The sequence below is a fragment of the Novosphingobium sp. SG919 genome, assembly GCF_012932495.1.
In the GTDB taxonomy this organism is placed as follows: domain Bacteria; phylum Pseudomonadota; class Alphaproteobacteria; order Sphingomonadales; family Sphingomonadaceae; genus Novosphingobium; species Novosphingobium rhizosphaerae.
In genome coordinates this window covers 2,161,876-2,188,111 of sequence record NZ_JABCNG010000001.1, presented here as the reverse complement: position 1 = coordinate 2,188,111, position 26,236 = coordinate 2,161,876, and the positions used below count along the sequence as shown (strand labels likewise).

Annotated in this window: 25 protein-coding genes; 19 read left to right on the top strand and 6 right to left on the bottom strand. The window is 65.0% G+C overall.

What is annotated here, in order from left to right:
* Nucleotides 1-92: 92 nt before the first annotated feature.
* Nucleotides 93-1,475, bottom strand: a complete 1,383-nt coding sequence (locus tag FHT19_RS09715) for a nicotinate phosphoribosyltransferase (protein WP_169474761.1) — start codon at nt 1,473-1,475, stop codon at nt 93-95.
* A gap of 52 nt (nt 1,476-1,527) precedes the next feature.
* Nucleotides 1,528-2,592 (bottom strand): bifunctional nicotinamide-nucleotide adenylyltransferase/Nudix hydroxylase, encoded by a 1,065-nt coding sequence (locus FHT19_RS09710; RefSeq protein WP_169474760.1) that lies wholly within the window; start codon nt 2,590-2,592, stop codon nt 1,528-1,530.
* Nucleotides 2,593-2,749: 157 nt separating this feature from the next.
* On the opposite strand from FHT19_RS09710, the gene FHT19_RS09705 reads away from it, so the two are divergent.
* The gene (locus FHT19_RS09705) at nt 2,750-3,376 is read left to right on the top strand and encodes an NUDIX domain-containing protein (protein ID WP_248290358.1); all 627 of its coding nucleotides are present in this window, start codon (nt 2,750-2,752) and stop codon (nt 3,374-3,376) included.
* A 613-nt stretch (nt 3,377-3,989) separates the two neighbouring features.
* Nucleotides 3,990-5,666, top strand: coding sequence for a DUF5597 domain-containing protein (locus tag FHT19_RS09700; protein ID WP_248290357.1), 1,677 nt, complete (start codon nt 3,990-3,992; stop codon nt 5,664-5,666).
* A 374-nt stretch (nt 5,667-6,040) separates the two neighbouring features.
* Here FHT19_RS09700 and FHT19_RS09695 read toward each other — a convergent pair whose 3' ends face one another.
* From FHT19_RS09695 to FHT19_RS09685, 3 genes are all read right to left on the bottom strand, one after another.
* Entirely contained in the window at nt 6,041-6,493 is a 453-nt protein-coding gene (locus FHT19_RS09695) for a YaiI/YqxD family protein (protein ID WP_169475033.1), read from the bottom strand.
* A gap of 210 nt (nt 6,494-6,703) precedes the next feature.
* On the bottom strand, nt 6,704-7,375 hold the full coding sequence (locus tag FHT19_RS09690) for an OmpW family outer membrane protein (protein WP_169474758.1): 672 nt from the start codon (nt 7,373-7,375) through the stop codon (nt 6,704-6,706).
* Between the two features lie 118 nt (nt 7,376-7,493).
* Entirely contained in the window at nt 7,494-8,462 is a 969-nt protein-coding gene (locus FHT19_RS09685; RefSeq protein WP_169475032.1) for a LysR family transcriptional regulator, read from the bottom strand.
* Nucleotides 8,463-8,569: 107 nt separating this feature from the next.
* Here FHT19_RS09685 and FHT19_RS09680 point away from each other — a divergent pair, with 107 nt between their 5' ends.
* The 17 genes from FHT19_RS09680 (at nt 8,570) to FHT19_RS09600 (ending at nt 24,688) form a co-directional block, all read left to right on the top strand.
* A complete protein-coding gene (locus tag FHT19_RS09680; protein ID WP_348981744.1) occupies nt 8,570-9,730 on the top strand; it encodes a muconate/chloromuconate family cycloisomerase in 1,161 nt (386 codons plus the stop codon).
* Nucleotides 9,730-10,020: a muconolactone Delta-isomerase gene (gene catC / locus FHT19_RS09675; RefSeq protein WP_169474757.1), complete on the top strand. Its 291-nt coding sequence runs from the start codon at nt 9,730-9,732 to the stop codon at nt 10,018-10,020. The genes FHT19_RS09680 and catC overlap by 1 nt, the downstream gene beginning before the upstream one ends.
* A 52-nt stretch (nt 10,021-10,072) precedes the next feature.
* A complete protein-coding gene (locus tag FHT19_RS09670) occupies nt 10,073-10,978 on the top strand; it encodes a dioxygenase (RefSeq protein ID WP_169474756.1) in 906 nt (301 codons plus the stop codon).
* A gap of 13 nt (nt 10,979-10,991) precedes the next feature.
* The gene (locus tag FHT19_RS09665) at nt 10,992-12,380 is read left to right on the top strand and encodes a Rieske 2Fe-2S domain-containing protein (protein ID WP_169474755.1); all 1,389 of its coding nucleotides are present in this window, start codon (nt 10,992-10,994) and stop codon (nt 12,378-12,380) included.
* Nucleotides 12,377-12,883, top strand: a complete 507-nt coding sequence (gene benB / locus FHT19_RS09660; RefSeq protein WP_169474754.1) for a benzoate 1,2-dioxygenase small subunit — start codon at nt 12,377-12,379, stop codon at nt 12,881-12,883. The genes FHT19_RS09665 and benB overlap by 4 nt, the downstream gene beginning before the upstream one ends.
* A 28-nt stretch (nt 12,884-12,911) precedes the next feature.
* Nucleotides 12,912-13,934 carry a benzoate 1,2-dioxygenase electron transfer component BenC gene (gene benC / locus FHT19_RS09655; RefSeq protein WP_169474753.1) on the top strand — a complete coding sequence of 341 codons (1,023 nt, stop codon included), beginning with the start codon at nt 12,912-12,914 and terminating at the stop codon, nt 13,932-13,934.
* Nucleotides 13,931-14,707, top strand: coding sequence for a benzoate diol dehydrogenase BenD (benD, locus tag FHT19_RS09650; RefSeq protein ID WP_169474752.1), 777 nt, complete (start codon nt 13,931-13,933; stop codon nt 14,705-14,707). Before benC ends, benD begins: the two co-directional genes overlap by 4 nt.
* An 11-nt stretch (nt 14,708-14,718) precedes the next feature.
* A complete protein-coding gene (locus FHT19_RS09645; RefSeq protein WP_169474751.1) occupies nt 14,719-15,429 on the top strand; it encodes a CoA transferase subunit A in 711 nt (236 codons plus the stop codon).
* Complete coding sequence (locus FHT19_RS09640; RefSeq protein WP_169474750.1) at nt 15,429-16,103, top strand: 3-oxoacid CoA-transferase subunit B; 675 nt, start codon at nt 15,429-15,431, stop codon at nt 16,101-16,103. The genes FHT19_RS09645 and FHT19_RS09640 overlap by 1 nt, the downstream gene beginning before the upstream one ends.
* The gene (pcaF, locus tag FHT19_RS09635) at nt 16,100-17,302 is read left to right on the top strand and encodes a 3-oxoadipyl-CoA thiolase (RefSeq protein WP_169474749.1); all 1,203 of its coding nucleotides are present in this window, start codon (nt 16,100-16,102) and stop codon (nt 17,300-17,302) included. The genes FHT19_RS09640 and pcaF overlap by 4 nt, the downstream gene beginning before the upstream one ends.
* A complete protein-coding gene (gene pcaD, locus FHT19_RS09630; RefSeq protein ID WP_169474748.1) occupies nt 17,299-18,096 on the top strand; it encodes a 3-oxoadipate enol-lactonase in 798 nt (265 codons plus the stop codon). The genes pcaF and pcaD overlap by 4 nt, the downstream gene beginning before the upstream one ends.
* A gap of 1 nt (nt 18,097) precedes the next feature.
* A complete protein-coding gene (locus tag FHT19_RS09625) occupies nt 18,098-19,555 on the top strand; it encodes a benzaldehyde dehydrogenase (protein WP_169474747.1) in 1,458 nt (485 codons plus the stop codon).
* A gap of 51 nt (nt 19,556-19,606) precedes the next feature.
* Nucleotides 19,607-20,725: an NAD(P)-dependent alcohol dehydrogenase gene (locus FHT19_RS09620; protein WP_211184814.1), complete on the top strand. Its 1,119-nt coding sequence runs from the start codon at nt 19,607-19,609 to the stop codon at nt 20,723-20,725.
* Between the two features lie 74 nt (nt 20,726-20,799).
* Entirely contained in the window at nt 20,800-22,329 is a 1,530-nt protein-coding gene (locus FHT19_RS09615) for a carboxylesterase/lipase family protein (RefSeq protein WP_169474746.1), read from the top strand.
* 165 nt (nt 22,330-22,494) lie between these two features.
* A complete protein-coding gene (locus FHT19_RS09610) occupies nt 22,495-23,880 on the top strand; it encodes an MFS transporter (protein ID WP_169474745.1) in 1,386 nt (461 codons plus the stop codon).
* Nucleotides 23,877-24,275: a nuclear transport factor 2 family protein gene (locus FHT19_RS09605; protein WP_169474744.1), complete on the top strand. Its 399-nt coding sequence runs from the start codon at nt 23,877-23,879 to the stop codon at nt 24,273-24,275. Before FHT19_RS09610 ends, FHT19_RS09605 begins: the two co-directional genes overlap by 4 nt.
* Nucleotides 24,272-24,688, top strand: a complete 417-nt coding sequence (locus tag FHT19_RS09600) for a nuclear transport factor 2 family protein (protein ID WP_169474743.1) — start codon at nt 24,272-24,274, stop codon at nt 24,686-24,688. Before FHT19_RS09605 ends, FHT19_RS09600 begins: the two co-directional genes overlap by 4 nt.
* On the opposite strand, the gene FHT19_RS09595 is transcribed toward FHT19_RS09600, so the two are convergent.
* A complete protein-coding gene (locus tag FHT19_RS09595; protein ID WP_169474742.1) occupies nt 24,652-26,232 on the bottom strand; it encodes a tannase/feruloyl esterase family alpha/beta hydrolase in 1,581 nt (526 codons plus the stop codon). The two genes, FHT19_RS09600 and FHT19_RS09595, sit on opposite strands and share 37 nt — an antisense overlap.
* Nucleotides 26,233-26,236: the final 4 nt, after the last annotated feature.

Genomic DNA, 26,236 nt, shown 5'->3' with positions numbered 1-26,236 from the left:
GCTGCCCGCCGGGAATATGCGCAGCCGATCGCCGGGGGGTGGCAAGGGCGCCGGCGGTGTGACCACCAGCGCCCTTACGTTTTGTTTGCCGGTCATTTTGCGGCCCGGGCGCGGATGTCGTCGAAGGTGTGCCGCACCAGCATCTCGCCGTTGCGCCAGACCGGCACCATCAGGTCTTGGCCAGGCACGGTATCGTCGCGCCGTGCGGCAACCATCCTGCCTTCGCGCAGGACAACCGCCTGGCGGCCCGCCTTGCTGGCCTTGCCAGGGTCCGTCGCAGGGTTCTTGAAGACATCATGCCACAGGCCTTGTGCATCGCGCATGGCATTGGCCTTCATGGCAAAGCGCAAGGTGTCGCGGTTGACCTTCTGCAGCATTCCGGCCCCCATGCCGAAGGCGATGTTGTCAATGGCAAAGCCTTCTGCGACCACGCGATCGATCAATTGCGCGATGGTGGCGATGGTCATGCCATCGCCCTGGATCATGCGCACATGCGGGTCGAGCACGCGGTAGCCCTTGGCATTGACCCTGCCACCGAAAGCCTCCCACAGCGTCTTCAGCGTGCGCACCGGCGTTTCGACCGGATCGCCGCTGTCGGGACGGATGACCACGGTGCCTTTCCGGCCAAGCACCTTTTCGCGCAAAGCGCCGCCCCAGATGCCTTGCAGCGCCGCATCAAGGTCGTAGCTGTCAGAGACGACTGCCACCAGGCGGCCTTCACCCTCAAAAGCATCGAGCATATTGCGGTAGGCCGCTTCCTCGCGCTCCCGGCCCCAGCTGGTCATCGTGCTGTGCTCGGCGGCAGGGATCGAGAAGCCGGCCATGTCCGCCCCGTAGTAGCGGCGCGCGGCGAGCAGCGCTTCCATGGTATCGGTGCCCATGAAGTTGACGAGGTGGGCCATGCCGCCCAGCGCTGCGCTCTCCGCGCTGCTGACGCCGCGTGCACCGAAATCGTGCAGCTTGAACGGCAACTGCCCATCCGGCTCCTCGCTGGTCTTTTCCAGCCCGGCGCGGATGATCTGGCGGCACTGCCAGCTCAGCGTGGCCACGGTGGTGGGGTACCAGATCGCGCGGAGCAGGGCGGTCTCCACGAACGTGGTCAGCCATGGCATGCGTGGATCGGTGTTTTCCACTTGCACCAGGGGCGTACCGGTGGGCACGATGGTACCTTCGGGCAGCGCGCGAATATCCAGCGGCAGGTAGCCGCCGTGATCGGCCACAATCGCTTCCCAGCCCGCGCGGTTGAACGGCACGCCGTGGCCTGCGCAGATCGCTTCCGCCTCTTCGATGTCGGCTCTCGTCACCGGACGGCCGAGGTAGTCCATCAGGTAGGGTTGCAGCCCCAGGAACAACACGCGGTCGGCAAAGTCGTTCGGCCGCGCCTCGACATAGGCACTGATCGCGCGCGCTTCGGGCGGGTATTGCAGGAAGTGGCTTTGCTTGTAGCTGTCGGTTGCCAGGATGGGATTGGTCATGATGTGAACTCCTCACATGATCAGGCCGGGCGGGACTCCCCCGCACAGGCGTTCAAAGGTCGGCCATTGCCTCGATGATCGCCCAGTGATCCTCGAACAACATGTCCGGGCTGAGGTCTCCGAAACGGTACCAGCGCGCATGGGCGGCATCATCGCCCCCCTTGACGCTGAACAGCTTGCGCCGCTCGGGCAGGCGGAACAGGAAGGCATGGGTGATGATGCGGCCGCGCAGAGAGCGGGTGGGCGCATCGAACACACGGGTGCGGGCATCCTCGATGAAGCTTGCAAGCATGGCGGGCGGGATCTGCCCCTTGCCATCACTGATCGCGGTCTCTTCGCGCAGTTCGCGGATTGCTGCGTCACGGATGCGCTCGTCCGCCGCGACGAAGCCGCCCGGCAGTGCCAGCAGGCCCTTGCCTGGATGACCGCCGCGCTCGACCAGCAGGATGTGGCCAGACTGGATCACCACCGCGTCGGCCGTGACGAAAGGCCCCTTGCCCCACTGCGCGGGGTAGGCTTCCAGATATTCGGCTTCCTCCAGCAGCCTGCGGAACACATCACCCAGCATGAATTCGTGCATGAACTGGGCAACGCTGGCCGGGAGGATCGCGGCTGGCACTTCGGGAATACGCTGGAAATAGCGGCGACGGACATGAGAGGAAGAGAACGTGCCGTACTGGCTGTCGATCTGGAGGTTTTCCCATTCGGGAAACAGCTTCAGGTAATAGGAAGAGGCATCCTTGCCGTATCCGGTGAGAGCCACCCGGAAATCGCTTATCCCGTGGTTCTGGAACCCATGATGATTGCCATGGTCCAGGACAATGCCGCGGACCACGCGCTGCACCTGGGCAACCCAGGCGGTGTCGGAATAGAGGTGATCATCGAGCGGAGCTACGATCAGGCGGCCCTCGGCCATTTCATGGCGGAAAGCGCGGCGCAGCATGGCTTCGCGCTCGGCATAGGTGAACGGATTGCGCGGATCGCGCGCGACATTGGCCGAGCCGACCAGTACGATCAGGTGTTTGACCCGCTCCAGCGCATGGGAAATGACGTGTTCATGGCCCAAATGCAGCGGCTGAAAGCGTCCGATGAAGACGCCGAAATCGATCGTGCTCATGTTCGAGACTCCCTCGAATGGTAAGGCGAGGCGGACTCCCCGGCTCGCGATGGAACTCTAATATCCATTTTGCATATATGCCGTCAACATCTAAGTATGCCTGATGTCTGAGGCCGCTCCCGAACTTTACAATCCTGCCGATTACCCACCAGTGGCGGTGACGGTCGATCTCGTGCTGATGACGGTGGTTGAGGGGCGCTTGTCCGTGCTTGTGCAGCGGCGTGGGCAATCACCCTTTGCCGGATCCCTGGCGCTCCCGGGCAGTTTCGTCGGCCCAGGCGAGACGCTGGAACAGGCCGCGCGCCGGGTTCTGATGGAGAAAGCCAGCATGGCGGAAGGCTGGCTGGAACAGCTTTACACATTTGGTGATCCCGACCGCGATCCTCGCATGCGCGTGGTCAGCGTCGCGTACTTTGCCCTAATGCCTGCAGCATGCCTGACCGATGCTGTTGCCAAGCGAGAAGACCTGCTGCTGGCGCCGGCGGCTGGCTCGCAAGCGCCGCTGGCCTTCGATCACGCTGCCATCATCGAACTGGCGATCGAACGCCTGCGCGGCAAACTGGACTATGCACCGGTTGCGCTGGCGCTCTTGCCCGAGTTGTTCACCTTGCGTGACTTACAGGAAGTGCACGAGGCGATCATCGGCAAGGCGGTCAACAAACCAGCGTTCCGCCGCCGCTTGCTCGACACGGGATGGATCGAAGGCACCGGTCAGCGCGAGGCGCAGACCGCGTTCCGGCCTGCGGAGTTCTACCGCCGGGCCGTGCCGGACTCGTCGCTCTGAACGAACGACAGGTTCCGACGCCTCAACTCAGGCGCATGAGCGGCGGCCATAGCGGCGGCTTTGAACCGTGGGCTGCACATGCGAGGCTGTGGATCGACGTGCCTTGGCATCACCAGCAAGAGTCTGTTGTGAACGAGCCTCTGCACACAATCTGCACGAGCGGCTGCCGTTGCATGCCCTGCGTTCGACTGTCGCGCCCCTGCGTGATTTGCGCCGCTTGCTCAAGGTGCGCCGCAAACGTGGCAAAGGCCAGATTCGCGCCGCGCAGCTTGAATTGGTGGACTGCCCGCAAGGGACGAAATTCCGTTTGGCTCTCGGCCTTTCTCGCGGAGAGTCCAGAAGGACCACTTTGATCGGCATTTGACTTGTAGGGGCACCGTTGCTTCGAGTTGGTTCAAGGTGCAGGGACCAACGATGCCAAAGGGCGAGTTTTGATCAGGTCAAGCCGTCAGGCATTTGGCACTCGAACGCCCGCTTGTCTCGAAAGCGGCCGTACATGCGGTCGCCCCGCAAATTGGATCGCACGCGGCAAGAGCCTCCATTGTCATATCAGAACCTTTGTTCTACTTAAGCTTCGCGCGCCATCGAGCAAAAATCGAAGAGGGGATGCATTGTGAAGAGGATTCTGCTGGGCTCGTTGATGGCCTTGGCGACGGGGGCGCTCCTTCCTGCTGCGCATGCCGAGGAATTGCCGGTCATCCGAAATCGCCAGCTGCTTGTGGATGGCAAGCCATACCTCGCGCTTGGTGGCGAATTGCACAATTCCAGCGCCTCCAACTCCGAATACATGCAGCCGGTGTGGGACAAATTAAAAGCGATGCACGTCCGCACTGTGGTCAGCACGGTGAGTTGGGAAGACTTCGAACCGCAGGAAGGTCGTTTTGATTATACTCTGATCGACGCCCAGATTGCGCGGGCCCGTCAGCACGATATGCGGCTGGTGCTGATTTGGTTCGGAGCGTTCAAGAATGCCAGTTCGACCTATGCGCCGACTTGGGTGCGCGCCAATCCTGCCCGTTTCCCCCGTGCCGTGGCAAAAGGCCAGTTTGCAGAAGCCTTTACCTATCCGGGCGCCATGCCCAAGCCTGTTTTGTCGGTCTTTTCGCCCGAACTGCTGAATGCTGATCGGCGCGCTTTTGCTGCCTTTATGAAGCATCTGGCACAGGCCGATCCTGATCATCGCGTCATCATGGTGCAGGTCAACAACGAAACCGGCATGTTGCATGATAGCCGAGACCGTTCATCACTAGCGAATGCGGCTTGGGGGCAGCAGGTACCCGCGTCCCTGCTCCAATATCTGAACGCACACTGGCAGGCTTTGCGCCCTGAACTGGCAGATTTGTGGGCGCGTCAGGGGCGCCGCGGCAGTGGAACCTGGGCGCAGGTCTTCGGTACGGACTGGCAGGCCGAAGAAGTGTTTATGGCGTGGCATTTCGCCCGCTATATGGAGGCGCTGGCCGCAGAGGGCAAAAAGGCCCTACCTCTACCCATGTATGTCAATGGTTGGCTGGGGCCGCAGGATGGGCAGCCAATGGCTGGGCAATATCCCAGCGGCGGACCTGCCAAGCGGGTGCTGGACGTATGGAAGGCGGCAGCCCCTTCGCTCGACATGCTTTCGCCAGACATCTACGTACCCGATGCCAAGGTGCCACTGGCCGATTATGATCACGCGGGTAATCCACTCTTTGTGCCCGAGGCGCAATTCCGCACCGGCAATCTGTTCTGGGCCTTGGGCCAGCATGGCGCGCTCGGCTATTCCATCTTTGGCATCGAGGACGGCAAGCCGGACGGTCAGTTGGCGCAGGCCTATGCAATGCTGGCCAATATGGATGACGTGATCACGCGGGCACAGGCGCAGAAGCGCATTGCCGGAATTCTGATCGACGACGGGAAACTGACCGAAATTCATCTGGGCGGTTATACAATCACGGTGCGTGAGACGCAGGTGTTGCTCAAGCAAATGTTGCTCGATGCTGGCCTTCAGGCCCCGCCTGTGCCCGCGCCATTGCCCAGCGAAACCGAGCATGGTCAGCCAGCGCCAGGGGATGGTCGCCCGTTTGGCCTTGTCATTGATGAGGGCAACGGCAGCTTTCTGGTAATGGGTCGTGGGTTCACGGTTGATTTTGCTGACAGGGCAGGCCTCGTCGAAATCGACCGGGTCGAGGAAGGGCGCTTCACCGAAGATGGCTGGAAGGCAGGGCGAGTCATCAATGGAGACGAACGCCTGACCATTATTCCTATGGACCGCATCGGTCTGGTCCGGATCCGCCTGTTGCGAAAGGCAGATTGAATTTCGGGTTGTCAGTCAACGTCTGACTTTTGCAAACCAGCGCAACGGACGCAGATGGCGAGCCCCGACCCACCCATGCTGTTCCGATGCGGCACGAGGACATCGGCTTGCGCCAATCCTTGCCATTCCGCGCGCGTTGCCTGGTCGATCGCTGCCGCTTTCAGAGGTCGGGCTCATCGCTCGCATCCCGCCCCTTTCAAACGGCAAATCATTCATCTGCCAATCACGAGACGATCTTACCTTGGTTTCAGCGCGCACAAAGCGTCGCCTGAAGCAGGAGGGCAAGCGTATCACAGCCGGAAATACCGACAGATCATCGCTTCAATTTCACGCACTGAGCGTATCGAATGGGCGTGAAAATGGACAGTTCGCCGTCATCCGCTCCGTTGCCGCAGTCTGGTTAGCGCCTGATCCAGCGCGGACAGAAAGCGTGAGCGATCGGTCTTGCTGAAAGGGGCAGGTCCACCAACCTGCTCACCGCCGGCGCGCAGATCGGACATGATCGCCCGCATGGCGATGGCGCTGCCGATCGAGGCGCTGGTAAATGGGGTGCCGTTCGGTGCGATCACCGTGGCCCCCAATTTCAGGCAGCGGTCGGCCAGCAGGATGTCTGCGGTGATCACAACCGTACCGGCGACGGTGTTCTCGACGATCCAGTCGTCGGCCGCGTCGAACGCCTCGCTCACGACCTTGCGCGATATCAGCGGATCGCGTGGCACGCGGATCGGGCTGTTGCTGACCACAACCACCGGTACGTTGTAGCGGAATGCAACCTTGTAGGTTTCCTCTTTCACCGGGCAGGCGTCGGCATCGATCAGAATCTGCATCATGACGTGCCATAGCGCCACCGTGCTTGAATGGCGACGGCGCTTGCCTTCAACTCCTCTACCATCGCATGCCGATGTTGCGCCAAGCCGCGGTTGAAGCTGCTGAGCTCTGCTGGGCGGTGGTTCTTATAGAATCTCCACACCGTCTGGCGCAGTGGGGGCCAGACGGCGGTGCTTGGGTGTAGACCTCGGCAGGGCGTCCCGACGGATTTAGAAGCGGACCTGCACGCCGGCCTGGAACAGGGTCGGGTTCATCTGCAGGCGGGTGGTGCCTGGCACCAGCCCGGCCGGGGTAGGCATGTCGAAGCTGGCGTTTGTCCGCGTCCAGACTTTCATAACGCTGGCAAAGGCACCCAGGCGGCGGCTCAAGGCGATGTCGGCGCCGCCTGTCACGACCGGGCCTGTGGTGTCCGAAGCGCGAATGTTGTGCAGCAGGCCATCGTGATTCTTGAGAACGATCGTCCAGTTAAGGCCAGCGCCGGCGTAAGGCCTTATGCGGGCGCCGGGTGCGCCGAAATGATAGCGCAGGGTGTAGCTGCCCGGCGCATAGCGCACCTTGCCCAGCACGCCGGCTCCCGCCAGCGAGCCGGCCGCGGTGAGTGTGGTTTCCGGCGGGATGCCCAGTGTGGCCGCCAAAGACAGATGCGGCGTGAGATGGTAGCCGAATTCCGTCGTCAGCGTGGTGTTGTTCGACAGCGTACCGTTGGCGCCGGGAAGGGGCTCGCCGCCCACTTTGACTTGCGCCTTTTCATCGAAGGCGATGTGGCCAACCGCTGCCCGAACATACCAGTGCGGTGATGTGCTGTCCGTGTGCTGCGCCAGTGCCATGGTCGGGAAACAGGCAATGGCAAGCGCGCTGGCTGCCACGAGCGGCGTTTTCATCTTTTTCTCTCCCTGCGGCCGGTTCGGCGGCGATGTGGCCGATGGTGCGGCTTCACCAGGGACATGGCAGATGGTCGGAGATAGCGTCCAAGACCATGTCGATATGTGGCCGATACTTTCAGGGTGTGGAAGCCTCTGGCCGCACGAGCGCATCGACGCTCAGGCCGGCCAGCTTGAGGATCTTGTCCGGCACCGCGTAGCCCCACAGGCTGTACATGCGCGCGACGATTTCGGCCATTAGTGCCAGCTCGGGGGTGTGGTCCTCGGCGCGGTGGCTCATGATGATCGGTGATGTCGCGGGCTCGGCCAGATCGTGGAATGTGACGCCGTCGATCAGCGACTTGCGCACCGATTCCGGCACGATGCACAGCCCTTCCTCTGCTGCGACCAGCCCGATGGCGATTTGCAACTCGCGTGCCTCGTGGGCGATGCGGGGTGAAATGCCGCGGTCGCGGAACAGGCTCAGCACCTGATCGGCATAGCTGGGGCGCGGCTCGCGGGGATAGAGAATGAGCGGCTCGCCGGATAGTTCATCGAAAGACAGGGGTGTCGTTGCCGTCGCCAGCCGGTGCTCCGCAGGGATGGCCACGACTAGCCGCTCCTCGCGGAGAACGATGCGCCGCACGGCGTCATCCTCGAATCTGATCCGGCCGAAACCGACGTCGATCCGCCCTTCCTTGAGCGCGGCGATCTGATCGAGGCTGACCAGTTCGCCCAGGGACAAGTCGACTTGGGGGGCGCGGCGACGGAACTCGCGGATCAGCGGTGGCAGCCGCGCATAGATGGTGGAGGCGACGAAGCCGATGGCGAAACGGCGCTGCTCGGCCTTCACCGCGCGGGCCACCATGTCGCGCATTTCGCCCATTCTTCCCAGCAGTTGCGTCGCCTGTTCGAAAACCAGGCGACCCACGGGGGTGAGGCGCAAGGGTCTTGCGGCGCGATCGAACAGCGGGGCGCCGATTTCGGCCTCCAGTTGCTGGATTTGCCGGCTGAGCGGGGGCTGCGCGATGTGCAGCCGGTCTGCCGCGCGGGTGAAGTTCCGCTCTTCAGCAACGGCGACGAAATAGCGAAGCTGGCGCAGGTTTATCATGCGCCATACCTAATAGGTATCGATTGGAGACTGCAATAGTCTTTGGCGCGCGCCCTCCCGGATCCTACCTAGCCGGCATCGAACACCAATTTCGGGAATTGCTTGTGAAGGTTGCGCTTCAGTCGGTCGAAGCCATTCTCGTCGATCTGCCGACGATCCGCCCGCATGTGCTGGCAATGGCAACGATGCACCGCCAGACCATCGTGCTGGTGCGTATCCTTACCGCAGATGGCATCGAGGGTATCGGCGAAGGCACGACGATCGGCGGCCTCAGCTATGGCGAGGAAAGCGCCGAGGGCATCAAGCTGGCGATCGACACCTATATCGCGCCGGTCCTGGCGACCTGCGATCTGCGCCGCGTGGCCGAAACGATGGCCGCGATCTCTCGCCACGTCGTGGGCAACCGCATCGCCAAAAGCGCGGTGGAAAGCGCGCTGCTCGATGTGGCTGGCAAGCGGCTGGGCATCCCGGCTGCGGACCTGATCGGTGGGGGCCGTGTGCGCGACAGCATGCCGGTCGCCTGGACTCTGGCCAGCGGCGATACCGGGCGCGACATCGAGGAGGCCGAGGCGATGATCGCCGCGCGGCGCCACAACATCTTCAAGCTGAAGATCGGCAAGCGCGACGTGCGCGCGGATGTGGCGCACGTTGCCGCGATCAAGCGTGCGATCGGCGATCGCGGCAGCGTGCGGGTCGACGTCAACCAGGGCTGGGACGAGACCCAGGCGGATCTCGGCATGGCCTTGCTGGCCGAAGCCGGATGTGATCTCGTCGAGCAGCCGGTCGCCCGGGATGCGCTGGCCGCGATGGCGCGTCTTTCGGCGCGGCATGCCCTTCCGCTGATGGCGGACGAGGCGCTGCACGGTCCGCGATCGGCCTTCACGATCGCCGCCCATGCCGGCGCCCGCGTCTTTGCGCTCAAGATCGCCCAGTCGGGCGGGCTCTTGCCGGCGCGCGAAGTGGCCGCCATCGCCGATGCGGCTGGCGTGGGCCTTTATGGCGGCACGATGCTGGAGGCGGGCGTGGGAACGGCCGCCTCTGCGCAGCTCTTCGCCACGTTGCCGCGCCTGGCCTGGGGGACCGAACTGTTCGGGCCGCTGCTGCTCACCGAGGAGATTCTCGAGGAGCCATTGGTCTATGCCGATTTCGCACTGCAAGTGCCCGACGGGCCTGGCCTGGGCGTTGCCATCGACGAAGACCGGCTCGCCCGCTTCCGGCGTGACCGCACGGCTCCGACGCTTCATGTGCTGGGAGCGCGCGGCTGATGCTGTTCCAGGTTGAAATGGACGTCGCCATCCCGCTGGGATTCGATCCGACGGAAGCGCAGCGGCTCAAGGATGCGGAAAAGGCGCGGTTCCAGGAACTGCAGCGGGCAGGCACCTGGCGCCATATCTGGCGGGTGGTCGGGCGCTATGCGAACGTCAGCATCTTCGATGTCGAGAGTAATGCGCAACTGCACGATCTGCTGGTCGGCTTGCCGCTCTACCCTTTCATGACGATCCGCGTGACGCCGCTCTGCCGGCATCCATCCTCGCTGCACGACGACGACCGCTGATCCGCAAGCAAACGACAGGCGTCCCAGGCGCCGGACGACAAGGAGAGAGAAAATGGACGACAGTTTCGTCAAGACCCACGAGGTCCAGGCCCTTTTTGACACGGCGGCCGGCATCGGCAGCGCTGACGGTTCGCCGCGCGTCAAGGCGATCATGCGGGATATCATCGAGGCGGCTGCCGCTGTGATCGTCCGCCATGACGTGAGCGAAAGCGAATTCTGGCAGGCCGTCACCTTCCTGCAGCAGGGCGCGGACGAGTTCGGCCTGCTCGTGGCCGGGACCGGGCTGGAGCATTTTCTCGACTTGTTCATGGACGCCAAGGATGCCGAGGCGGGGCTGACCGGCGGTACGCCGCGCACCATTGAAGGACCGCTCTATGTCGCCGGTGCGCCGCTGGTGGAAGGCGATGTCAACCTGAGCAAGGACCCTGACGATACCGGCGCGCTCTACATGAACGGGCGTGTGACCGGGCCGGACGGCGAGCCGGTTCCCGACGTGATCCTGCATGTCTGGCACGCGAACTCCAAGGGGTGGTATTCGCATTTCGACCCGACCGGGGAGCAGACGCCGTTCAACAACCGCGCCCGCATCAAGCTGGGCCCGGACGGGCGCTACAGCTTTCATTCGCGCATGCCCAACGGTTACAGCGTGCCGCCGGGCGGAGCTACGGACGTGCTGATGCAGGCGCTGGGACGTCACGGCAATCGCCCGGCCCACGTCCATTTCTTCATCGAGGCGCCGGGCTATCGTACGCTGACCACGCAGATCAACTTCGGCGACGATCCCTTCGCCAGGGACGATTTCGCCTTTGGCACCCGCGAGGGGCTGCTGCCGGTGCCGCAGCGTCAGGGCGACAGCGCCTATATCGCCTTCGATTTCAGCCTGCAGCGCGCGGCTGGCGCCGAAGACGAACAACTTTCCGCCCGCAGCCGTGCGGCTGCCGAGCCTGCCCTGGCCTGAGAGGAGCCCGACCGTGACTTCGACCCTTGCCGAACGCATCGCCAGCGCGGTTGTCGACGACCCCGAGGCGGGCCTGTTCCGCTGCCGCCGCGATGTGTTCACCGATCCCGATCTCTTCGATCTGGAGATGAAGCACATCTTCGAAGGCAATTGGGTGTACCTGGCGCATGAAAGCCAGATCCCCGAGCCGAACGACTATTTCACCACCTGGATCGGGCGCACCCCGGTTGTCGTCACGCGCGACAAGGGCGGGGAACTGCACGGGTTCATCAACGCCTGCGCGCATCGCGGCGCCACGTTGTGCCGTCGCAAGCATGGCAACAAGGGCAGCTTCACGTGTCCCTTCCACGGCTGGACGTTCAGCAATACCGGCCGGCTGCTCAAGGTGAAGGACGGCAAGAGCGGCGGCTATCCCGACGCCTTCGACACGGCCGGATCGCACGACCTGACGCGGATCGCGCGCTTTGAAAGCTATCGCGGCTTCCTGTTCGGCAGCCTGCGCGCAGAGGTGCAGCCGCTTGCCGACTATCTCGGCGCGACGCGCACGATCATCGACCAGATCGTCGACCAGGCGCCCGACGGGATCGAAGTGCTGCGCGGCAGCTCGACTTACGCCTACAACGGCAACTGGAAGCTCCAGATCGAGAACGGCGCCGACGGCTATCACGTCAGCACGGTCCACTGGAACTATGCCGCCACCATGGCGCATCGGGACTACGACGAGGAAGGCACGCGCACCGTCGATGCCAATGGCTGGTCGAAAAGCGTTGGCGGCGTCTATGGCTTTGAAAACGGACATATCCTGCTGTGGACGCAACTGCTCAACCCTGAAGTGCGGCCGATCCATGCCCATCGCGAGGCGCTGGCGCAGCGGCTGGGGGAAGCCCGCGCGAAGTTCATCGTCGATCAGACGCGCAACCTTTGCCTCTATCCCAATGTCTATCTGATGGACCAGTTTTCCACCCAGATCCGGGTGGTGCGGCCGATCAGCGTGGATCAGACCGAAGTCACGATCTATTGCTTTGCGCCCAAGGGCGAAAGCGCCACCGAGCGGGCGCTGCGGCTGCGCCAGTATGAGGATTTCTTCAACGTCAGCGGCATGGGCACGCCTGACGATCTGGAGGAGTTCCGCGCTTGCCAGACCGCCTATGCCGGCGCCGGCAGTCTGTGGAACGACCTGAGCCGCGGCGCCACGCGCTGGATCGAAGGGCCGGACGACAATGCCCGCGCGATGGGGCTGGACCCGATCCTGAGCGGCGAGCGCAGCGAGGACGAGGGCCTGTTCGTGCGCCAGCACGAATATTGGGCACAGGCGCTGCTTGCGGCGATCGAAGCGGGAGGCGACGGGGGCGGCGATGGCGCGGCGGTGCCGCCAGCCACCAGCCTGAGGGCCGTGGCATGACCGCGCCGTTGCAACGCCCGATCGCGCGTGAGGACGTGCTTGCCTTCCTGCACCGTGAGGCGCGGCTGCTGGACGATCGCGAATGGGACGCATGGCTCGATTGCTATGCGCCGGACGCAACGTTCTGGATGCCGGCCTGGGATGACGATGACCGTCTGGTCGAAGATCCGCAGCGCCATGTCTCGCTGATCTATTATCCCAACCGGCAGGGCTTGGAAGACCGCGTCTTCCGCATCAAGACCGAGCGTTCGGGCGCGAGCACGCCCGAGCCGCGCACCAGCCACATGATCGCCAATGTCGAACTGCTGGCCGAGCGCGAAGGCGCGGTCGATCTGCGCTTTAACTGGCACACGCTCAGCCATCGTTATGCGGTGACGAGCCAGTTCTTCGGCACGTCCTTCTACACGCTCGACGTGTCGGGCGAGAGGCCGGTGATCACCGCCAAGAAGGTGGTGCTGAAAAACGATTATATTCACCAGGTCGTGGACATTTATCACCTGTGATCCGCGACGCTGGCCGGGAGAGGCTGGAATGACCTATCGCATCGCGCTCACCTTCGAGGACGGCGCCACCCGCATCATCGACTGCAATCCTGGCGAAACCGTGCTCGACGCCGCCTATCGGCAGAAGGTCAACCTGCCGATGGACTGTTCGGACGGGGTTTGCGGCACTTGCAAGTGCCGCTGCGAGCAGGGCCGCTACGATATGGGCGACGACTATCTCGAGGAAGCGCTGAGCGCCGACGAAGCGGGCGAGGGGCTGGTGCTGACCTGCCAGATGGTGCCCGCGTCGGACTGCATCGTTGCCGTGCCGGTGCCTGCGCAGGCGTGCAAGGTGGCGCCCAGGGCGCACGAGGGCACTGTTGTCTCGGTGGAGCTTGTTTCGCAAAGCACGATCCAGCTGCGCGTCGCGCTTGATCGGCCCGAGGCGCTGGCCTTCCTGCCGGGGCAATACGTGAACCTGTTCGTGCCCGGCACGAATGAGTCCCGCTCCTATTCGTTCAGCTCCAAGCCTGGGGCCGCCGAAGCGCAGTTCCTGATCCGCAATGTGCCGGGCGGGCGGATGAGCCGCTGGCTGGTGGAAACCGCGCGCCCTGGTGATCGGCTGTCGATGGTCGGCCCGCAGGGCAGCTTCTTCCTGCGCGATGTCACCCGGCCGGTCCTGCTGCTGGCCGGCGGCACCGGGCTTGCCCCGATCCTGTCGATGCTGGAAGTGCTGGCCGACCGTAGCTGCAATGCGCCGCTCCATCTGCTTTATGGCGTGACCGAAGAGCGCGATCTGGTGGAAACCGATCGGCTTGACGCACTGGCGGCGCGGCTGCCGGGCTTCACCTGGAGCGCATGTATCAGCAGCCTTGATGCCGCGCATCCGCGCCATGGCTATGTCACCGATCACCTTGACGGCGTGCCGTTCGATGTGGGGAATTGCGATCTCTATCTGTGCGGGCCGCCACCGATGGTGGCGGCGGTGCGCACCGCGCTGCGCGACCGGGGGCTGACACCGGCGCATTTCCATTACGAGAAGTTCGCGCCGACCGAAGCGGTGCCGACATGAGCGCGCAGGCACGCTTTGCCGGCAAGGTTCTGGTGGTGGCCGGCGCGGCGCAGGGCATCGGCCGCAGCGTTGCCGAACGCGCTGCCCTGGAAGGCGGACGCGTGCTGTTCGTCGATCGGGCGCCGTTCGTGGACGAAGTTGCTGCAGCCGCCGAAGGCGAAGCCGCCGCCTTCGTTGCCGATGTGGAAACCCACGAAGGCGCATCGGCGGCGATGGCCGCAGCGGTTGCCCGGTTCGGCGGGTTCGATATCCTCATCAACGGCGTTGGCGGCGCGATCCGCATGCGCCCGTTCGATGCCTTCGAACCCGCGCAGATCGAAGCGGAGATTCGGCGCTCCTTGATGCCAACGCTGTGGTGCTGCCACGCCGCGCTGCCGCATTTCCTTGCCAGGGGGCGCGGTACGATCGTCAATATCTCGTCCAACGCCACGCGCGGCATCCGCCGGGGGCCTTACTCGGCCGCCAAGGGCGGGGTGAACGCGCTCACCCAAAGCCTGGCGATGGAATATGCCGCGAACAACATTCGCGTGGTTGCAACCGCCCCCGGCGGGACCGAGGCCCCCCCGCGCCGGGTGCCGCGCAATCCCGATGGCGATAGCGCGCAAGAGCAGGCCTGGATGGCGGACGTGGTCGAGCAGGTCACCCAGTCGGCGCTGCTCAAACGCTACGGCACCATCGCGGAGCAGGTCGCGCCGATCCTGTTCCTCGCCTCGGACGAGGCTTCCTACATCACCGGAACGGTGCTGCCCGTCGCGGGCGGCGATCTCGGATAACGGACGCAAGCATGACCAGCAAAATCTATGACAGCCCGGCCGCGGCCCTGGAGGGCCTGCTGTTCGACGGGATGACGATCATGTCCGGCGGCTTTGGCCTTTCGGGCAATCCCGAAAGCCTCATTCCCGTCATCCGGGCATCGGGCGTCCGGCAGCTGACTGTCATTTCCAACAATGCCGGTGCCGATGGGTTCGGCTTGTGGATGCTGCTGGAAAGCCGGCAGGTGCGCAAGATGATCTCGTCCTATGTGGGTGAGAACAAGCTGTTCGAGCAGCAATACCTGTCTGGCGAGCTGGAACTGGAACTGAACCCGCAGGGCACGCTGGCCGAGCGCATTCGCGCCGGCGGGGCGGGCATTCCCGCCTTTTACACGCGCACCGGCGTTGGCACCGTGGTGGCCGAGGGCAAGCCGGTCGAGACGTTCGAGGGCGAGGAATATGTGCGCGAAACCTGGCTGCGCGCAGACCTTGCGATCGTGAAGGCGTGGCGCGCCGATCCGGCCGGCAATCTGATGTTCCGCAAGACCGCGCGCAACTTCAACCCGAACATGGCAACCGCAGGCCGCGTGACGGTGGCCGAAGTGGAAGAGATCGTGCCGGAAGGCAGCTTCGATCCCGACTGCATCCATACGCCGGGCATCTATGTCGATCGCATCGTGCGTGCGACGATCAACGAGAAACGGATCGAGAAGCTGACGACCCGCGAAAGGGAGCACGCCTGATGGGCACCGATGCGAAAGGCTGGACCCGCGATGCCATGGCAGCGCGCGCGGCGCGTGAACTGCGCGACGGCTATTACGTCAACCTGGGGATCGGCATCCCGACGCTGGTTGCCAACCATGTGCCCGAGGGCATCACCGTCACGCTTCAAAGCGAGAACGGCATGCTGGGCATTGGCCCGTTTCCCTATACCGGCGAGCAGGATCCCGACCTGATCAACGCCGGCAAGCAGACGGTCACCGCGCTGCCGACGTCGAGCTTCTTCTCTTCGGCAGACAGCTTTGCCATGATCCGCGGAGGCCATATCAACATGGCGGTGCTGGGCGCGATGGAAGTTGCCGCCAATGGCGATCTCGCCAACTGGACGATCCCGGGCAAGATGGTGAAGGGCATGGGCGGGGCGATGGATCTCGTCGCCGGTGTCCGCCAGGTGGTGGTGGTGATGGACCACGTCGCCAAGGACGGGACGCCCAAGATCCTGGAACGTTGCACCTTGCCGCTGACGGGGCGGGCCTGTGTCGACCTGATCGTCACGGATCTGGGGGTGATCAAGGTCGATCGCGCAAAGGGCGGGCTGCGCTTGATCGAACTGGCCCCCGGCATTTCGGTAGAGGAAGTGACCGCAAAAACCGGTGCCCCGCTCCAGATCGCATTGGCAGCGGAGGCATTGCTGTGACTGCTGCGTTTCTCTGCGATGCGGTCCGCACGCCGATCGGCCGCTATGCCGGCGCGCTGTCTTCGGTTCGGGCCGATGATCTTGCGGCGGTGCCGATCGCGGCATTGGTCGAACGCGGCGCTTTCGATCCGGCGGCGATCGATGATGTGATCCTGGGATGTGCAAACCAGGCGGGCGAGGACAATCGCAACGTGGCGCGCATGGCAGCGCTGCTCGCCGGGCTGCCCGAAACGGTCGGCGGGGTCACGATCAACCGGCTATGCGCATCGGGCCTCGACGCAGTCGGCACTGCCGCCCGCGCGGTCCTGGCTGGCGACGCCGACCTGCTGATCGCGGGGGGCGTGGAAAGCATGAGCCGCGCACCCTTCGTCCTGGCCAAGGCGGAAAGCGGATTTTCCCGGCAGGCGGAAATTCACGACACCACGATCGGCTGGCGCTTCGTCAACCCGCGCATGCGGGCGGGCTATGGCGTGGATTCGATGCCGGAGACGGGCGAGAACGTGGCCGCCGATTTCGGCATCGGCCGCACGGATCAGGACCGGTTCGCGCTGCGCAGCCAGCAGCGCGCCACTGCCGCGCAGGCGGCCGGCTTCTTCGCCGAAGAGATCGTACCGATGACGATCACCGACCGAAAGGGCCGCGAGACGGGCACCGATACCGACGAACACCCGCGTGCCGATACCACGCTCGACACGCTGGCACGGCTGCGCCCGGTGGTTCGGCCCGATGGCACGGTGACGGCGGGCAATGCTTCGGGCGTGAACGATGGCGCGGCGGCGATGATCGTCGCCAGCGAGGCGGCGGTTCGCGACCATGGCCTGACGCCGCGTGCACGAATCCTGGGCATGGCGAGTGCCGGGGTTGCCCCGCGCATCATGGGCATCGGCCCCGTGCCGGCAACGCACAAGCTTCTTGCCCGGCTGGGCCTGTCGCTGGCGGCGATCGACGCGATCGAACTGAACGAGGCCTTTGCCTCGCAAGGGCTGGCGGTGCTGCGGGGATTGGGGCTGGCCGACGACGATCCCCGCGTCAATCCGAACGGCGGTGCCATTGCGCTGGGCCATCCGCTTGGCATGTCGGGTGCGCGCCTCGCCATGACACTGGTGCATCAGCTTGAGAAATCCGGTGGCAAGCTGGGATTGGCGACACTGTGCGTCGGCGTGGGCCAGGGCCTGGCGCTGGTGGTGGAGCGCGTATGAGCCCGCACCATCTGACCCTTGGCGATGGTTGCCGTCTGGCCTGGACCAGTGATGGCGATCCGTCGGCGCCGCCGCTGATCCTGTCCAATTCGCTGGGCACCGATCGCGCGATGTGGACGCCGCAACTGGCGCCTCTCGCGCAGCACTTCCGCGTCATTCGCTATGACACGCGCGGCCACGGCGCCTCCGATGCCTGGCCCGGCGGCTATGGCCTCGACCGGCTGGGCCGCGACGTTCTGGAACTGGCCGACGCGCTCGGGCTTGCCCGGTTCGCGTTTTGTGGCCTGTCCCTTGGCGGCATGACCGGGCAGTGGCTGGGTGTCCATGCGCCCGAGCGGCTCACCCGTCTCGTCATCGCCAACAGCGCGCCCTATATGGGGCCGCCCTCGGCATGGGATGCGCGGATCGCCACGGTGCGCAGCCAGGGCATGGCGGCCATTGCCGACGCGGTGGTGGAGCGCTGGTTCACGCCCGCCTTTCGCGCCGATCCGGACAATACCGCAGCCATCCTTGCCACGCTGCATGTCACCGACCCACAAGGCTATGCGGGCTGTTGCGCTGCCATTCGGGACATGGACCTGCGCCCACTGCTCGGGCTGATCGAAACGCCCACGCTGGTGATCGGGGGCGCGCAGGACCCCGCCACCCCGCCCGAGCAGACGAGGGCCTTGATCGAGGGAATCGCGGGCGCGACCGGCGTTATCCTGGACGCGGCGCACCTGTCCAATCTCGAACAGCCCGCTGCCTTCACGGCCGCGCTGCTCGATCATCTGAATAAAACAAGCGGAGAGTGATATGACGACCTTGTTGGACGATGGGCATCTCGATGGTCGCCTGTTCGATGGCGCTTGGGTGCAGGCTGCCAATAGCTATGACGTGATCGAGCCGGCCACCGGCGCGGTGCTGGGGCGTGCGGGCTCTGCCGATGCGGAAACGGTTGTCCGCACGGCGGCGGCAGCCCGCGCCGCGCAAGCCGGCTGGGCCACGGCCGCTCCCGATGTGCGGGCCAGCGTCTTCCCCAAGGCGGCGGCGCTGGCGCGTGCGCACTGGGAATCGATCGTCACCTGGATCATGCGCGAAAGCGGCTCGGTGCGTGCCAAGGCGGAGTTCGAGCTGTCCATCACCGTCAAGGCGATCGAGCTGGCCGGGGCGATGCCGCATCAGGCGCAAGGCCTGGTCCTGCCCAGTGAGGCAGGTCGGCTGAGCCTTGCCCGCCGTCGCCCGCTTGGCGTGGTCGGGGTGATCGCGCCGTTCAACTTCCCACTCTACCTCGCGATGCGGGCAGTGGCACCGGCGCTGGCGGTGGGCAACGCGGTGGTGCTCAAGCCCGATCCGCGCACAGCGGTGTGCGGCGGCTATGTGATCGCGCGCCTGTTCGAACTGGCCGGGTTGCCGGCCGGGGTGCTCGCGGTGCTGCCGGGTGGCGGCGCGGCGGGGGCGGCGCTGTGCGAGGATCGCAATGTCGCGATGATCCAGTTCACCGGCTCGACCGCCGCAGGCCGCAAGGTGGGCGAGGCCGCAAGCCGGCACCTGAAGAAGGTCTCGCTCGAACTTGGTGGCAAGAATGCGCTGATCGTGCTTGAGGATGCCGATCTCGATCTGGCCGTGCGCAATGCGGCTTGGGGGGCTTGGCTGCATCAGGGCCAGATCTGCATGACGGCAGGGCGCATCCTCGTCCATCGCGCGATCTTCGATGCCTTTGCCGTGCAGCTGGCAGACAAGGCGCGGGCGCTGCCGGCGGGGGATCCGATGTCGGGCGCTGTCGCCGTCGGCCCGCTGATCAACCAGGCACAGCTCGATCATGCGCGCGATATTCTCGATCGCAGCGTTGCGGCTGGCGCACGGGTGGCGGCGGGCGGCACCGTCGATGGCCTGTGCCTCGCGCCCACGGTGCTGGAAGGCGTGACGCCCGGCATGGCCGCGTTCGACGAGGAAATCTTTGGGCCGGTGGCCGTGCTGGTTCCGTTCGATACCGATGACAAGGCGATCGCGATGGCCAACGACACCGAATATGGCCTGTCCGCAGCCGTGATCTCCAACGACGTTGGCCGCGCCATGGCGCTGGGCGAACAACTGCGCGCCGGGCTGGTTCACATCAACGACCAGACCGTGAACGACGAGGTGGTCAATCCCTTTGGCGGGGTTGGTGCGTCGGGCAACGGATCGTCGATCGGCGGCCCGGCCAACTGGGAGGAATTCACCCATTGGCAGTGGCTGACCGTGAAGGCCGCTGCGCCCGCCTATCCGTTCTGATCCGCCGCCTCGCCGCAGCAAGGCCAAGCCAAGAACACCCAGGAGATGATGATGACCGAAATGCGTGAAATCACCGCCGCCGTCGCTCGCGAACAAGGCGCTCCCTTTGCAATCGAGACCGCCAAGATCGCGGCGCCCGGGCCGGGCGAAGTGCTGGTTCGGATCGTCGCGGTGGGCGTTTGCCACACCGACATCATCGTGCGTGATCAATATTATCCAGTGCCGCTTCCGGCTGTGCTCGGCCATGAAGGATCGGGCGTGGTCGAGGCGACCGGTGCAGGCGTTGCGGCGGTGGCGCCGGGCGACCATGTCGTCCTCAGCTTTGCGTCGTGCGGCGTGTGCAATCCCTGCCTGTCCGGGCATCCCGCGCATTGCGCCGATTTCTTCGGCCTGAACTTCGGCGGTGGCCGCAAGGATGGCTCCACCGCCACTTGCGATGCGCATGGGCATGTGCTGCACGATCATTTCTTCGGCCAGTCGTCGTTCGGCAGCTTTGCCATCGCGCAGGAACGCAATGTCGTCAAAGTGGCGAAGGACGCGCCACTGGAACTGCTCGGCCCGCTGGGATGCGGTATCCAGACCGGCGCGGGGGCGGTGCTGCGCGCGATGAAGGTGCCGGCTGGCGCCAGCTTTGCCGCCTTCGGCTCGGGCGCAGTGGGGTTGAGCGCGATCATGGCCGCCCGTGTTGCGGGGGCGACAAAGATCATCGCGGTGGACGTGACGCCAAGCCGGCTGGAACTGGCCCTGGAACTGGGCGCCACCCATGTGGTCAACAGCCGGCAAACCGATCCGGTGGCGGCGATCCAGGAAATCACCGGAGGCGGTGCGGACTTCACGCTGGAAAGCAGCGGACGGCCCGAGGTACTGCGCCAGGCGATCGATGCGCTGACCATCCTGGGCACCTGCGGTATCGTCGGCGCGCCCAAGCTTGGCACCGAGGCCAAGTTCGACGTGAACATGGTGATGGTGCCGGGCAAGCGGATCATGGGCATCGTGGAAGGGGATGCCGTGCCGCAGGTCTTCATCCCGGAACTGATCGCGCTTCACGCCCAGGGCCGTTTCCCGTTTGATCGGCTGGTCAGGTTCTACGACTTTGCCGACATCAACCAGGCGGTCAGCGACAGCGAGAACGGAAAGACCATCAAGCCGATCCTTCGGCTGCCGGCCTGACCGGCGCGACGGGGCTGCCGCTGGCGGCCTCGTCAGCCACGACCGCGCAGCGCGACCGATGAGAGGTGGACACAATGGCGCTAAACCCCACACAACCCGTTGATCTTCTTATCGAGACGCGATCGGGTACGGTGCGGGGCGTCGTCGATGGCGGCGTTCGCACCTGGCGCGGCATTCCCTATGCCGCGCCGCCGGTTGGCGACTGGCGGTTTCGTGGCCCGCGCCTACCGCAGCCTTGGCAGGGGATCCGCGATGCGCACGAATTCGGTGCGCTGCCGGTGCAGAAGCGCGGTTTCGAGCCGATCGGCGGCGCGGGGCGCACGACGCCGATGGACGAGGATTGCCTGACCATCAACGTCTCCGCGCCGCTCGATGCGGGCAAAGGCCCACGGCCGGTGGTGGTGTGGATCTACGGCGGCGGCTTCTCGCTGGGGGGAAGTCGCACGCCGCTCTATCGCGGGCAGCATCTGGTCGCTGAAGGCGATATCGTCTTCGTCAGCTGCAACTACCGCGTCGGTGTTTTCGGCTTTTCGGATTTCAGCGCCTGGTCGACCGACGAGAACCCGATCGACAGCAATCCGGGCTTGCGTGACCAAGTGGCGGCGCTCACCTGGGTGCAGGAAAATATCCATGCATTCGGCGGCGATCCCGGTAACGTCACGATTGTCGGCCAGTCTGCCGGGGCGATGTCGGCGGTGACGCTGATGGGCATTCCGGCTGCGCGTGGGCTGTTCCATCGCGTGTTCGCCATGAGCGCCGCCGGCATCAGCGTCCACAGTCCGCAGCGGCACAACCAGTTCGCCCGCGAACTCCTGGCCTTGTTGGGTGTCGATCCAGAGGCAAAGGACGTGGCGGCGCGCGCGCTCAAGCGCCTGCCTGCGCAGGATTTGAACGCGGTGGCGGCACGCTTTTTCTACGATATCGCACCAGATCGATACCCCGGCTTTCTGCCGAGTTCGCCGGTGATCGACGGCGATTTCCTGCCGCAGCACCCGATTGACGCGTTTCGCGAGGGCAAGGCCCATCCTGTCCCCCTGGTGATCGGCACCATGTCGCGCGAAGGCGCCATGCTCGACAAGGCGCTGCCCGTGCTGTGCAGCCGGGTAAACCGGCTGGAGGCGATGTTTGCCAGCGAGGAACCCGCGCTCCGAACCCGCATCGCCGCAGCCTATCCGGGGTATCCTTCGCGGCGGACCGCTGTGGACATCGCCGGAGACCTCAATTTCTGGCTGCCAACCATCCAGATTGGCGAGGGGCACGCGCAGTTCAGCGATTGCTGGGTCTATCGCTTCGATTACGCCACGCCACTCACTCGGCTGGTGTTCGGAGAAGCGACGCACGGCCTCGACCTGCCGATGCTGTTCGGCACGACCGGGGAAGGGGAACTCGGGCTGCTCGACTTGTTCCGCAAACGGCGCTCCAGGGAGGTAAGCCGGCGCTTCCGGCAGGTCTTCCTGGACTTTGCCCAAGGCATTTCACCGGGTTGGGCCCAATACAATGAGGCAGGCCGGGCAACGCACGTCTTCGCTTTCACCGATCGCGACGAAAGCGACCCCCGCCAAGTGCGCCGGATCGCGTGGAACCGTTATCGCGGGCCGGAATAACGGACGAGGATGATTTCCGCCAGAAGGGCGCCGAGCTGCGGGGCGTTCGAGATATGTATTGATTAATCACCAACCTTCCTCCACAACGGTGGCGAGGGCGCAAGACTGCCATGGCAGCGGCGCTGCACGAGACAAGCGCGGCGCGATGCCGTGCGGAGGAGAGCGATGCGCAACGATGAAGACGAGCGGCTATTGTCGCCGAGGTATGGCCGCACGTTCATCGCCATGAGTTTCCTGGTGGCGACGTTCAACTTCGCCGATCGCTCGGTCTTTGCGGTCACCGCCCAGGCGATCAAGAGCGACCTGGCGCTCAGCGACTTCCAGCTTGGCATTCTGCAGGGATTGTCGTTCGCGGTGCTCTATGCGCTGCTGGGCGTGCCGATCGGGCGACTGGCTGAACGCCGTTCTCGGCTGGGCATCATCACCGCGGCGATCCTGTTCTGGTCAGGAATGACCATGGCGTGCGCTGCTGCCGGCAGCTTTGTCCAGATGATGCTGTGCCGCATCGGCGTGGGCATGGGTGAGGCGGGATCGCAGCCGGCTACCTCGTCGCTGGTCGGCGATCTGTTTCCCCGGCAGCGGCGCGCCTCGGTCATGGGCTTGATCCTGCTCGGCTCGCCGATCGGCACGTTTGTCGGCGCCTCGGTTGGCGGTGCAGTGGCTGGAATGTGGGGCTGGCGCACGGCATTCGTGGTGATGGGCCTGCCGGGTCTGCTGATCGGCCTGCTCGTCGTGCTGTTGCTGCGCGAGCCGCGTCGCGGGCTTGCCGATGGCTTGGCCGCCACGCCGCGCCCGGCGCCGGATTTCCGCGCGTTTCTCAAGGTGGTGGGACGCAAGCCGGCGCTGGTCTACGTGATCGCCGGCGGCGCCTTGGCGGGCTTTGGGATGAGTTCGATCTCGCAGTTCCTGGCTGTCTTTCTCAGCCGCGCCTATGATCTGCCGGCGCGCACGGCCGGCACGCTCTATGGCACGATTTCGGCGCTGGCGCTGGGCAGCGGGCTGCTGATCGGCTCGTTCGGAACCGATTGGCTGGCGCGGCGCGGCGATGGACGGTGGCCGGCCTGGGGCGCCGCGATCGGGCTGCTCATCGCGCCATTTTCCTATTGGATCGCGCTCAATGCTGCATCGCCGATCACCGGTACGGTGCTGTTGATCGTGTCGGGCTGTTTCCTGCTGCTGTATTATGGGCCGACCACGGGCATGATCCAGAACCTGCTGGAGCCCCGTATGCGCGCCACCGGGGCGGCGGTATTCGGCATGTTCTACACCCTGGTGGGTTATGGTGGCGGACCCACGTTCGTGGGCTGGATGAGCGACTGGTTCGCCACGCGCGCCTATGGTGCGGCGGATTACCTGGCGCGCTGCCCGGCGGCGCGGCCCGGCATGGGGGCGCTCGATGCCGCGCACCAGGCCTGTGCTGCAGCCTCTGCCAGCGGGCTGCGTTCCGCCCTGATGGCATCGGTCTGCGTGTTCTTCATTGCCGCGGTGATGTTCCTGCTGGCCGCGCGCACCCTGCGTCAGGACTATTTCGTGGCGGAGCCGGCGGCGTGAGTGCCAATCTGCGCGCCTGGTTCGAAGGCTATATCGCCGCGTTCAACCGCAACGATTTTGACGGCTTTGGCGCCTATTACGCGCAGGATGTGGTCTTTGCCGGCCAGGCTGCACAAGTGGTTGGGCGCGCCGCGGTGCTCGATTTCTATCGCACGGTAAAGGCGCGTCTCGATGAATCGCTGGAATTGTTGACGTTTGTCGGCGCGCCTGATGGCAGCCGCATTGCCGCCGAATTGCGCACAAGCCTGGTGGCGCGGCGTGACTGGCCTGATATGCCGACTGGCGGGATGCTGGCGGGTGACCGGCGGGAGAGCGTGAACTTCGTGCTCTATGATATTGAAGACGGGCACTTTGTGCGTGTGCGGTCGGCCCGGTTCGGCAAAGGCCGGGCATGAATCCCGAGGCGCGCCTCGCTGCCTATATCGATGCATTCAACCGCAGCGACTATGATGCGCTGTGCGATTTCTATGCCCCCGATGTGCGGCTGGTGATCGGCAACGGCACCGAACTGGTGGGCCGGGCGGCGATCGTGGCGTTCTATCGCCCGATCAAGCAGCACACCCAGCGCACCATCACGGTGCGGCAACGCTTTCACGATGGCCAGGTGCTGGCAGCGGAGCTGGAATCCGAGTTCCTGGCGCTGACCGACTTGCCGGAATTTGCCGCCGGGCCGATGCGGCGCGGTGATCGGCGCTATCTCAACAGCCTGGTGTTTTATGATTTCGTCGGGCCGCATTACACCCGCATTCGCGCTGCCGTGCTCAAGCGGGCTTATCGCCCCTTGGCTTGGGACGTGGTTCTGGCGTGAGAGCCCGGCCAGGGAAAGCCATCGGCCGGTTCGGAAGCGGGCGGGGCCGGGGCGAATGACGCCGCGCGGTTGACGTCGCCACCCAGATAGTGCGTGGCCGTGGGATAGGCATAGAGCGGCCGCTCGCGCAACGTGCCATCCGCCAAGCGGGCGATGGCCGGCACCGCATCGGGCGCACGACCCTGTTCGACCCATTGCACCATTGCCCCCAGCAAGTCTTCTTCATAGGGCACATAGCCGCCCTGACAGTGATAGCCACCGGGCACCAGGAATAGCCGGGCAAACGCGCGGGTGGCGGCTAGGCCGCCCATGGTGTCGCGCACTGCCTGGTAATAGTCGAGCATGCCGCGCGCGCCGGCGGCATTATCGGCCAGGCCCTGCCACAGGATCAGCTTGCCGCCATGGGCGTGAAAGCGGGTGAGATCGGGATCGGTCGCGTCGAACGGCGCCCCTGCGGCGAGCAACCGAGCAAGGCTGGCGCGGGTGAAGCGCCAGTCGCGCCAAACGAAGTTGTCCGGCAGGCCATCGTGCAGGAGCAGCCGGGCGATAAAGGCTTCGGCGGCGAACTTACCCGTCTGCGTGGCCGCGCCCGCGCCGACCCAGCCCAGTTCGCTGCCATAGGGCGCGCCGCCGGGAAACAGTGCGGTGCCATCGGACGCGGTAGGCCCTTGGTAATAGGCGCGCGCGGCGCTGACTTGTGGTGGCGTGAGGCAATTGCTGTCGCCGCTATCGGGGCAGCGCAGCGTGGCCGGATCGAAATCGCAGCGGCGTGGATCGTCGATCTGGCCATCGGGAATGCCGTCGAGCGCATCGCAGTGGTCGATCACCGCGTGGTGGAGCAGGGTGACGGCGGCAGTGGTGAACACCTCATGGCCGCTGGCGTCGAGCCCGTGCTGCGCTTCCCACAGGAACAGTTGCATGGCGGCAGGCATGGAGACCGAAGAACCGGCGACGATGCCATCGAAATCATCAGGATAGCGTTGCGCTTCCATCAGGGCCTCACGCCCACCGCCCGAGCAGCCGACGAAATAGCTGGCCGTGGGTGGCTTGCCATAAAAGTGTGTCACGATCGCCTTGGCGGCCGAGGCCGTGGCATGGGTGGCCTTGTGGGCGAACTGCATCCGCAACTCCGGGTCACTGGCCCAGGTCGCGTCCCCGATGCCCGCCCCGAAATGGCCGCCATTGTCAAAAGCGACGGCAAAGCCTCCATCGGCCAGATGGGCATTGCTGCAGGGCGGGACGATGGTCTCGCCGATCACGCCGCACATGCCCCCGCACCCGCCCTGAAGGAACCGGCCGCGATAGCCCGACAAGGGCAGCCGCAACACGAACTGGGTTTGCGGCGCGGCATAGCCGGTGACGAGGCAGGTGGCTTCCTGTTCGCGGGCGCTGATCACGCGATAGGCAATCGCGCCAGCGCGCGCGGTGATGGGGGTAACCAGGGCGGCGCAGGGGACGACGGGCGCCTGCGCGGTTCTTTCCGGCAGCGCAATGAGCGGGGAAGTGGGGGCTGCGTTGGCCGGGGCGCTGCAGAGCAGGCTCAAGCAG

Coding starts and splice junctions, on each gene's coding strand:
- FHT19_RS09715 (WP_169474761.1), bottom strand. CDS start 1,475: ATGACCAATCCCATCCTGGCAACCGACAGCTACAAGCAAAGCCACTTC.
- FHT19_RS09710 (WP_169474760.1), bottom strand. CDS start 2,592: ATGAGCACGATCGATTTCGGCGTCTTCATCGGACGCTTTCAGCCGCTG.
- FHT19_RS09695 (WP_169475033.1), bottom strand. CDS start 6,493: ATGCAGATTCTGATCGATGCCGACGCCTGCCCGGTGAAAGAGGAAACC.
- FHT19_RS09690 (WP_169474758.1), bottom strand. CDS start 7,375: ATGAAAACGCCGCTCGTGGCAGCCAGCGCGCTTGCCATTGCCTGTTTC.
- catC (WP_169474757.1), top strand. CDS start 9,730: ATGCTGTTCCAGGTTGAAATGGACGTCGCCATCCCGCTGGGATTCGAT.
- FHT19_RS09670 (WP_169474756.1), top strand. CDS start 10,073: ATGGACGACAGTTTCGTCAAGACCCACGAGGTCCAGGCCCTTTTTGAC.
- benB (WP_169474754.1), top strand. CDS start 12,377: ATGACCGCGCCGTTGCAACGCCCGATCGCGCGTGAGGACGTGCTTGCC.
- benC (WP_169474753.1), top strand. CDS start 12,912: ATGACCTATCGCATCGCGCTCACCTTCGAGGACGGCGCCACCCGCATC.
- benD (WP_169474752.1), top strand. CDS start 13,931: ATGAGCGCGCAGGCACGCTTTGCCGGCAAGGTTCTGGTGGTGGCCGGC.
- FHT19_RS09645 (WP_169474751.1), top strand. CDS start 14,719: ATGACCAGCAAAATCTATGACAGCCCGGCCGCGGCCCTGGAGGGCCTG.
- FHT19_RS09640 (WP_169474750.1), top strand. CDS start 15,429: ATGGGCACCGATGCGAAAGGCTGGACCCGCGATGCCATGGCAGCGCGC.
- pcaD (WP_169474748.1), top strand. CDS start 17,299: ATGAGCCCGCACCATCTGACCCTTGGCGATGGTTGCCGTCTGGCCTGG.
- FHT19_RS09625 (WP_169474747.1), top strand. CDS start 18,098: ATGACGACCTTGTTGGACGATGGGCATCTCGATGGTCGCCTGTTCGAT.
- FHT19_RS09620 (WP_211184814.1), top strand. CDS start 19,607: ATGACCGAAATGCGTGAAATCACCGCCGCCGTCGCTCGCGAACAAGGC.
- FHT19_RS09615 (WP_169474746.1), top strand. CDS start 20,800: ATGGCGCTAAACCCCACACAACCCGTTGATCTTCTTATCGAGACGCGA.
- FHT19_RS09610 (WP_169474745.1), top strand. CDS start 22,495: ATGCGCAACGATGAAGACGAGCGGCTATTGTCGCCGAGGTATGGCCGC.
- FHT19_RS09600 (WP_169474743.1), top strand. CDS start 24,272: ATGAATCCCGAGGCGCGCCTCGCTGCCTATATCGATGCATTCAACCGC.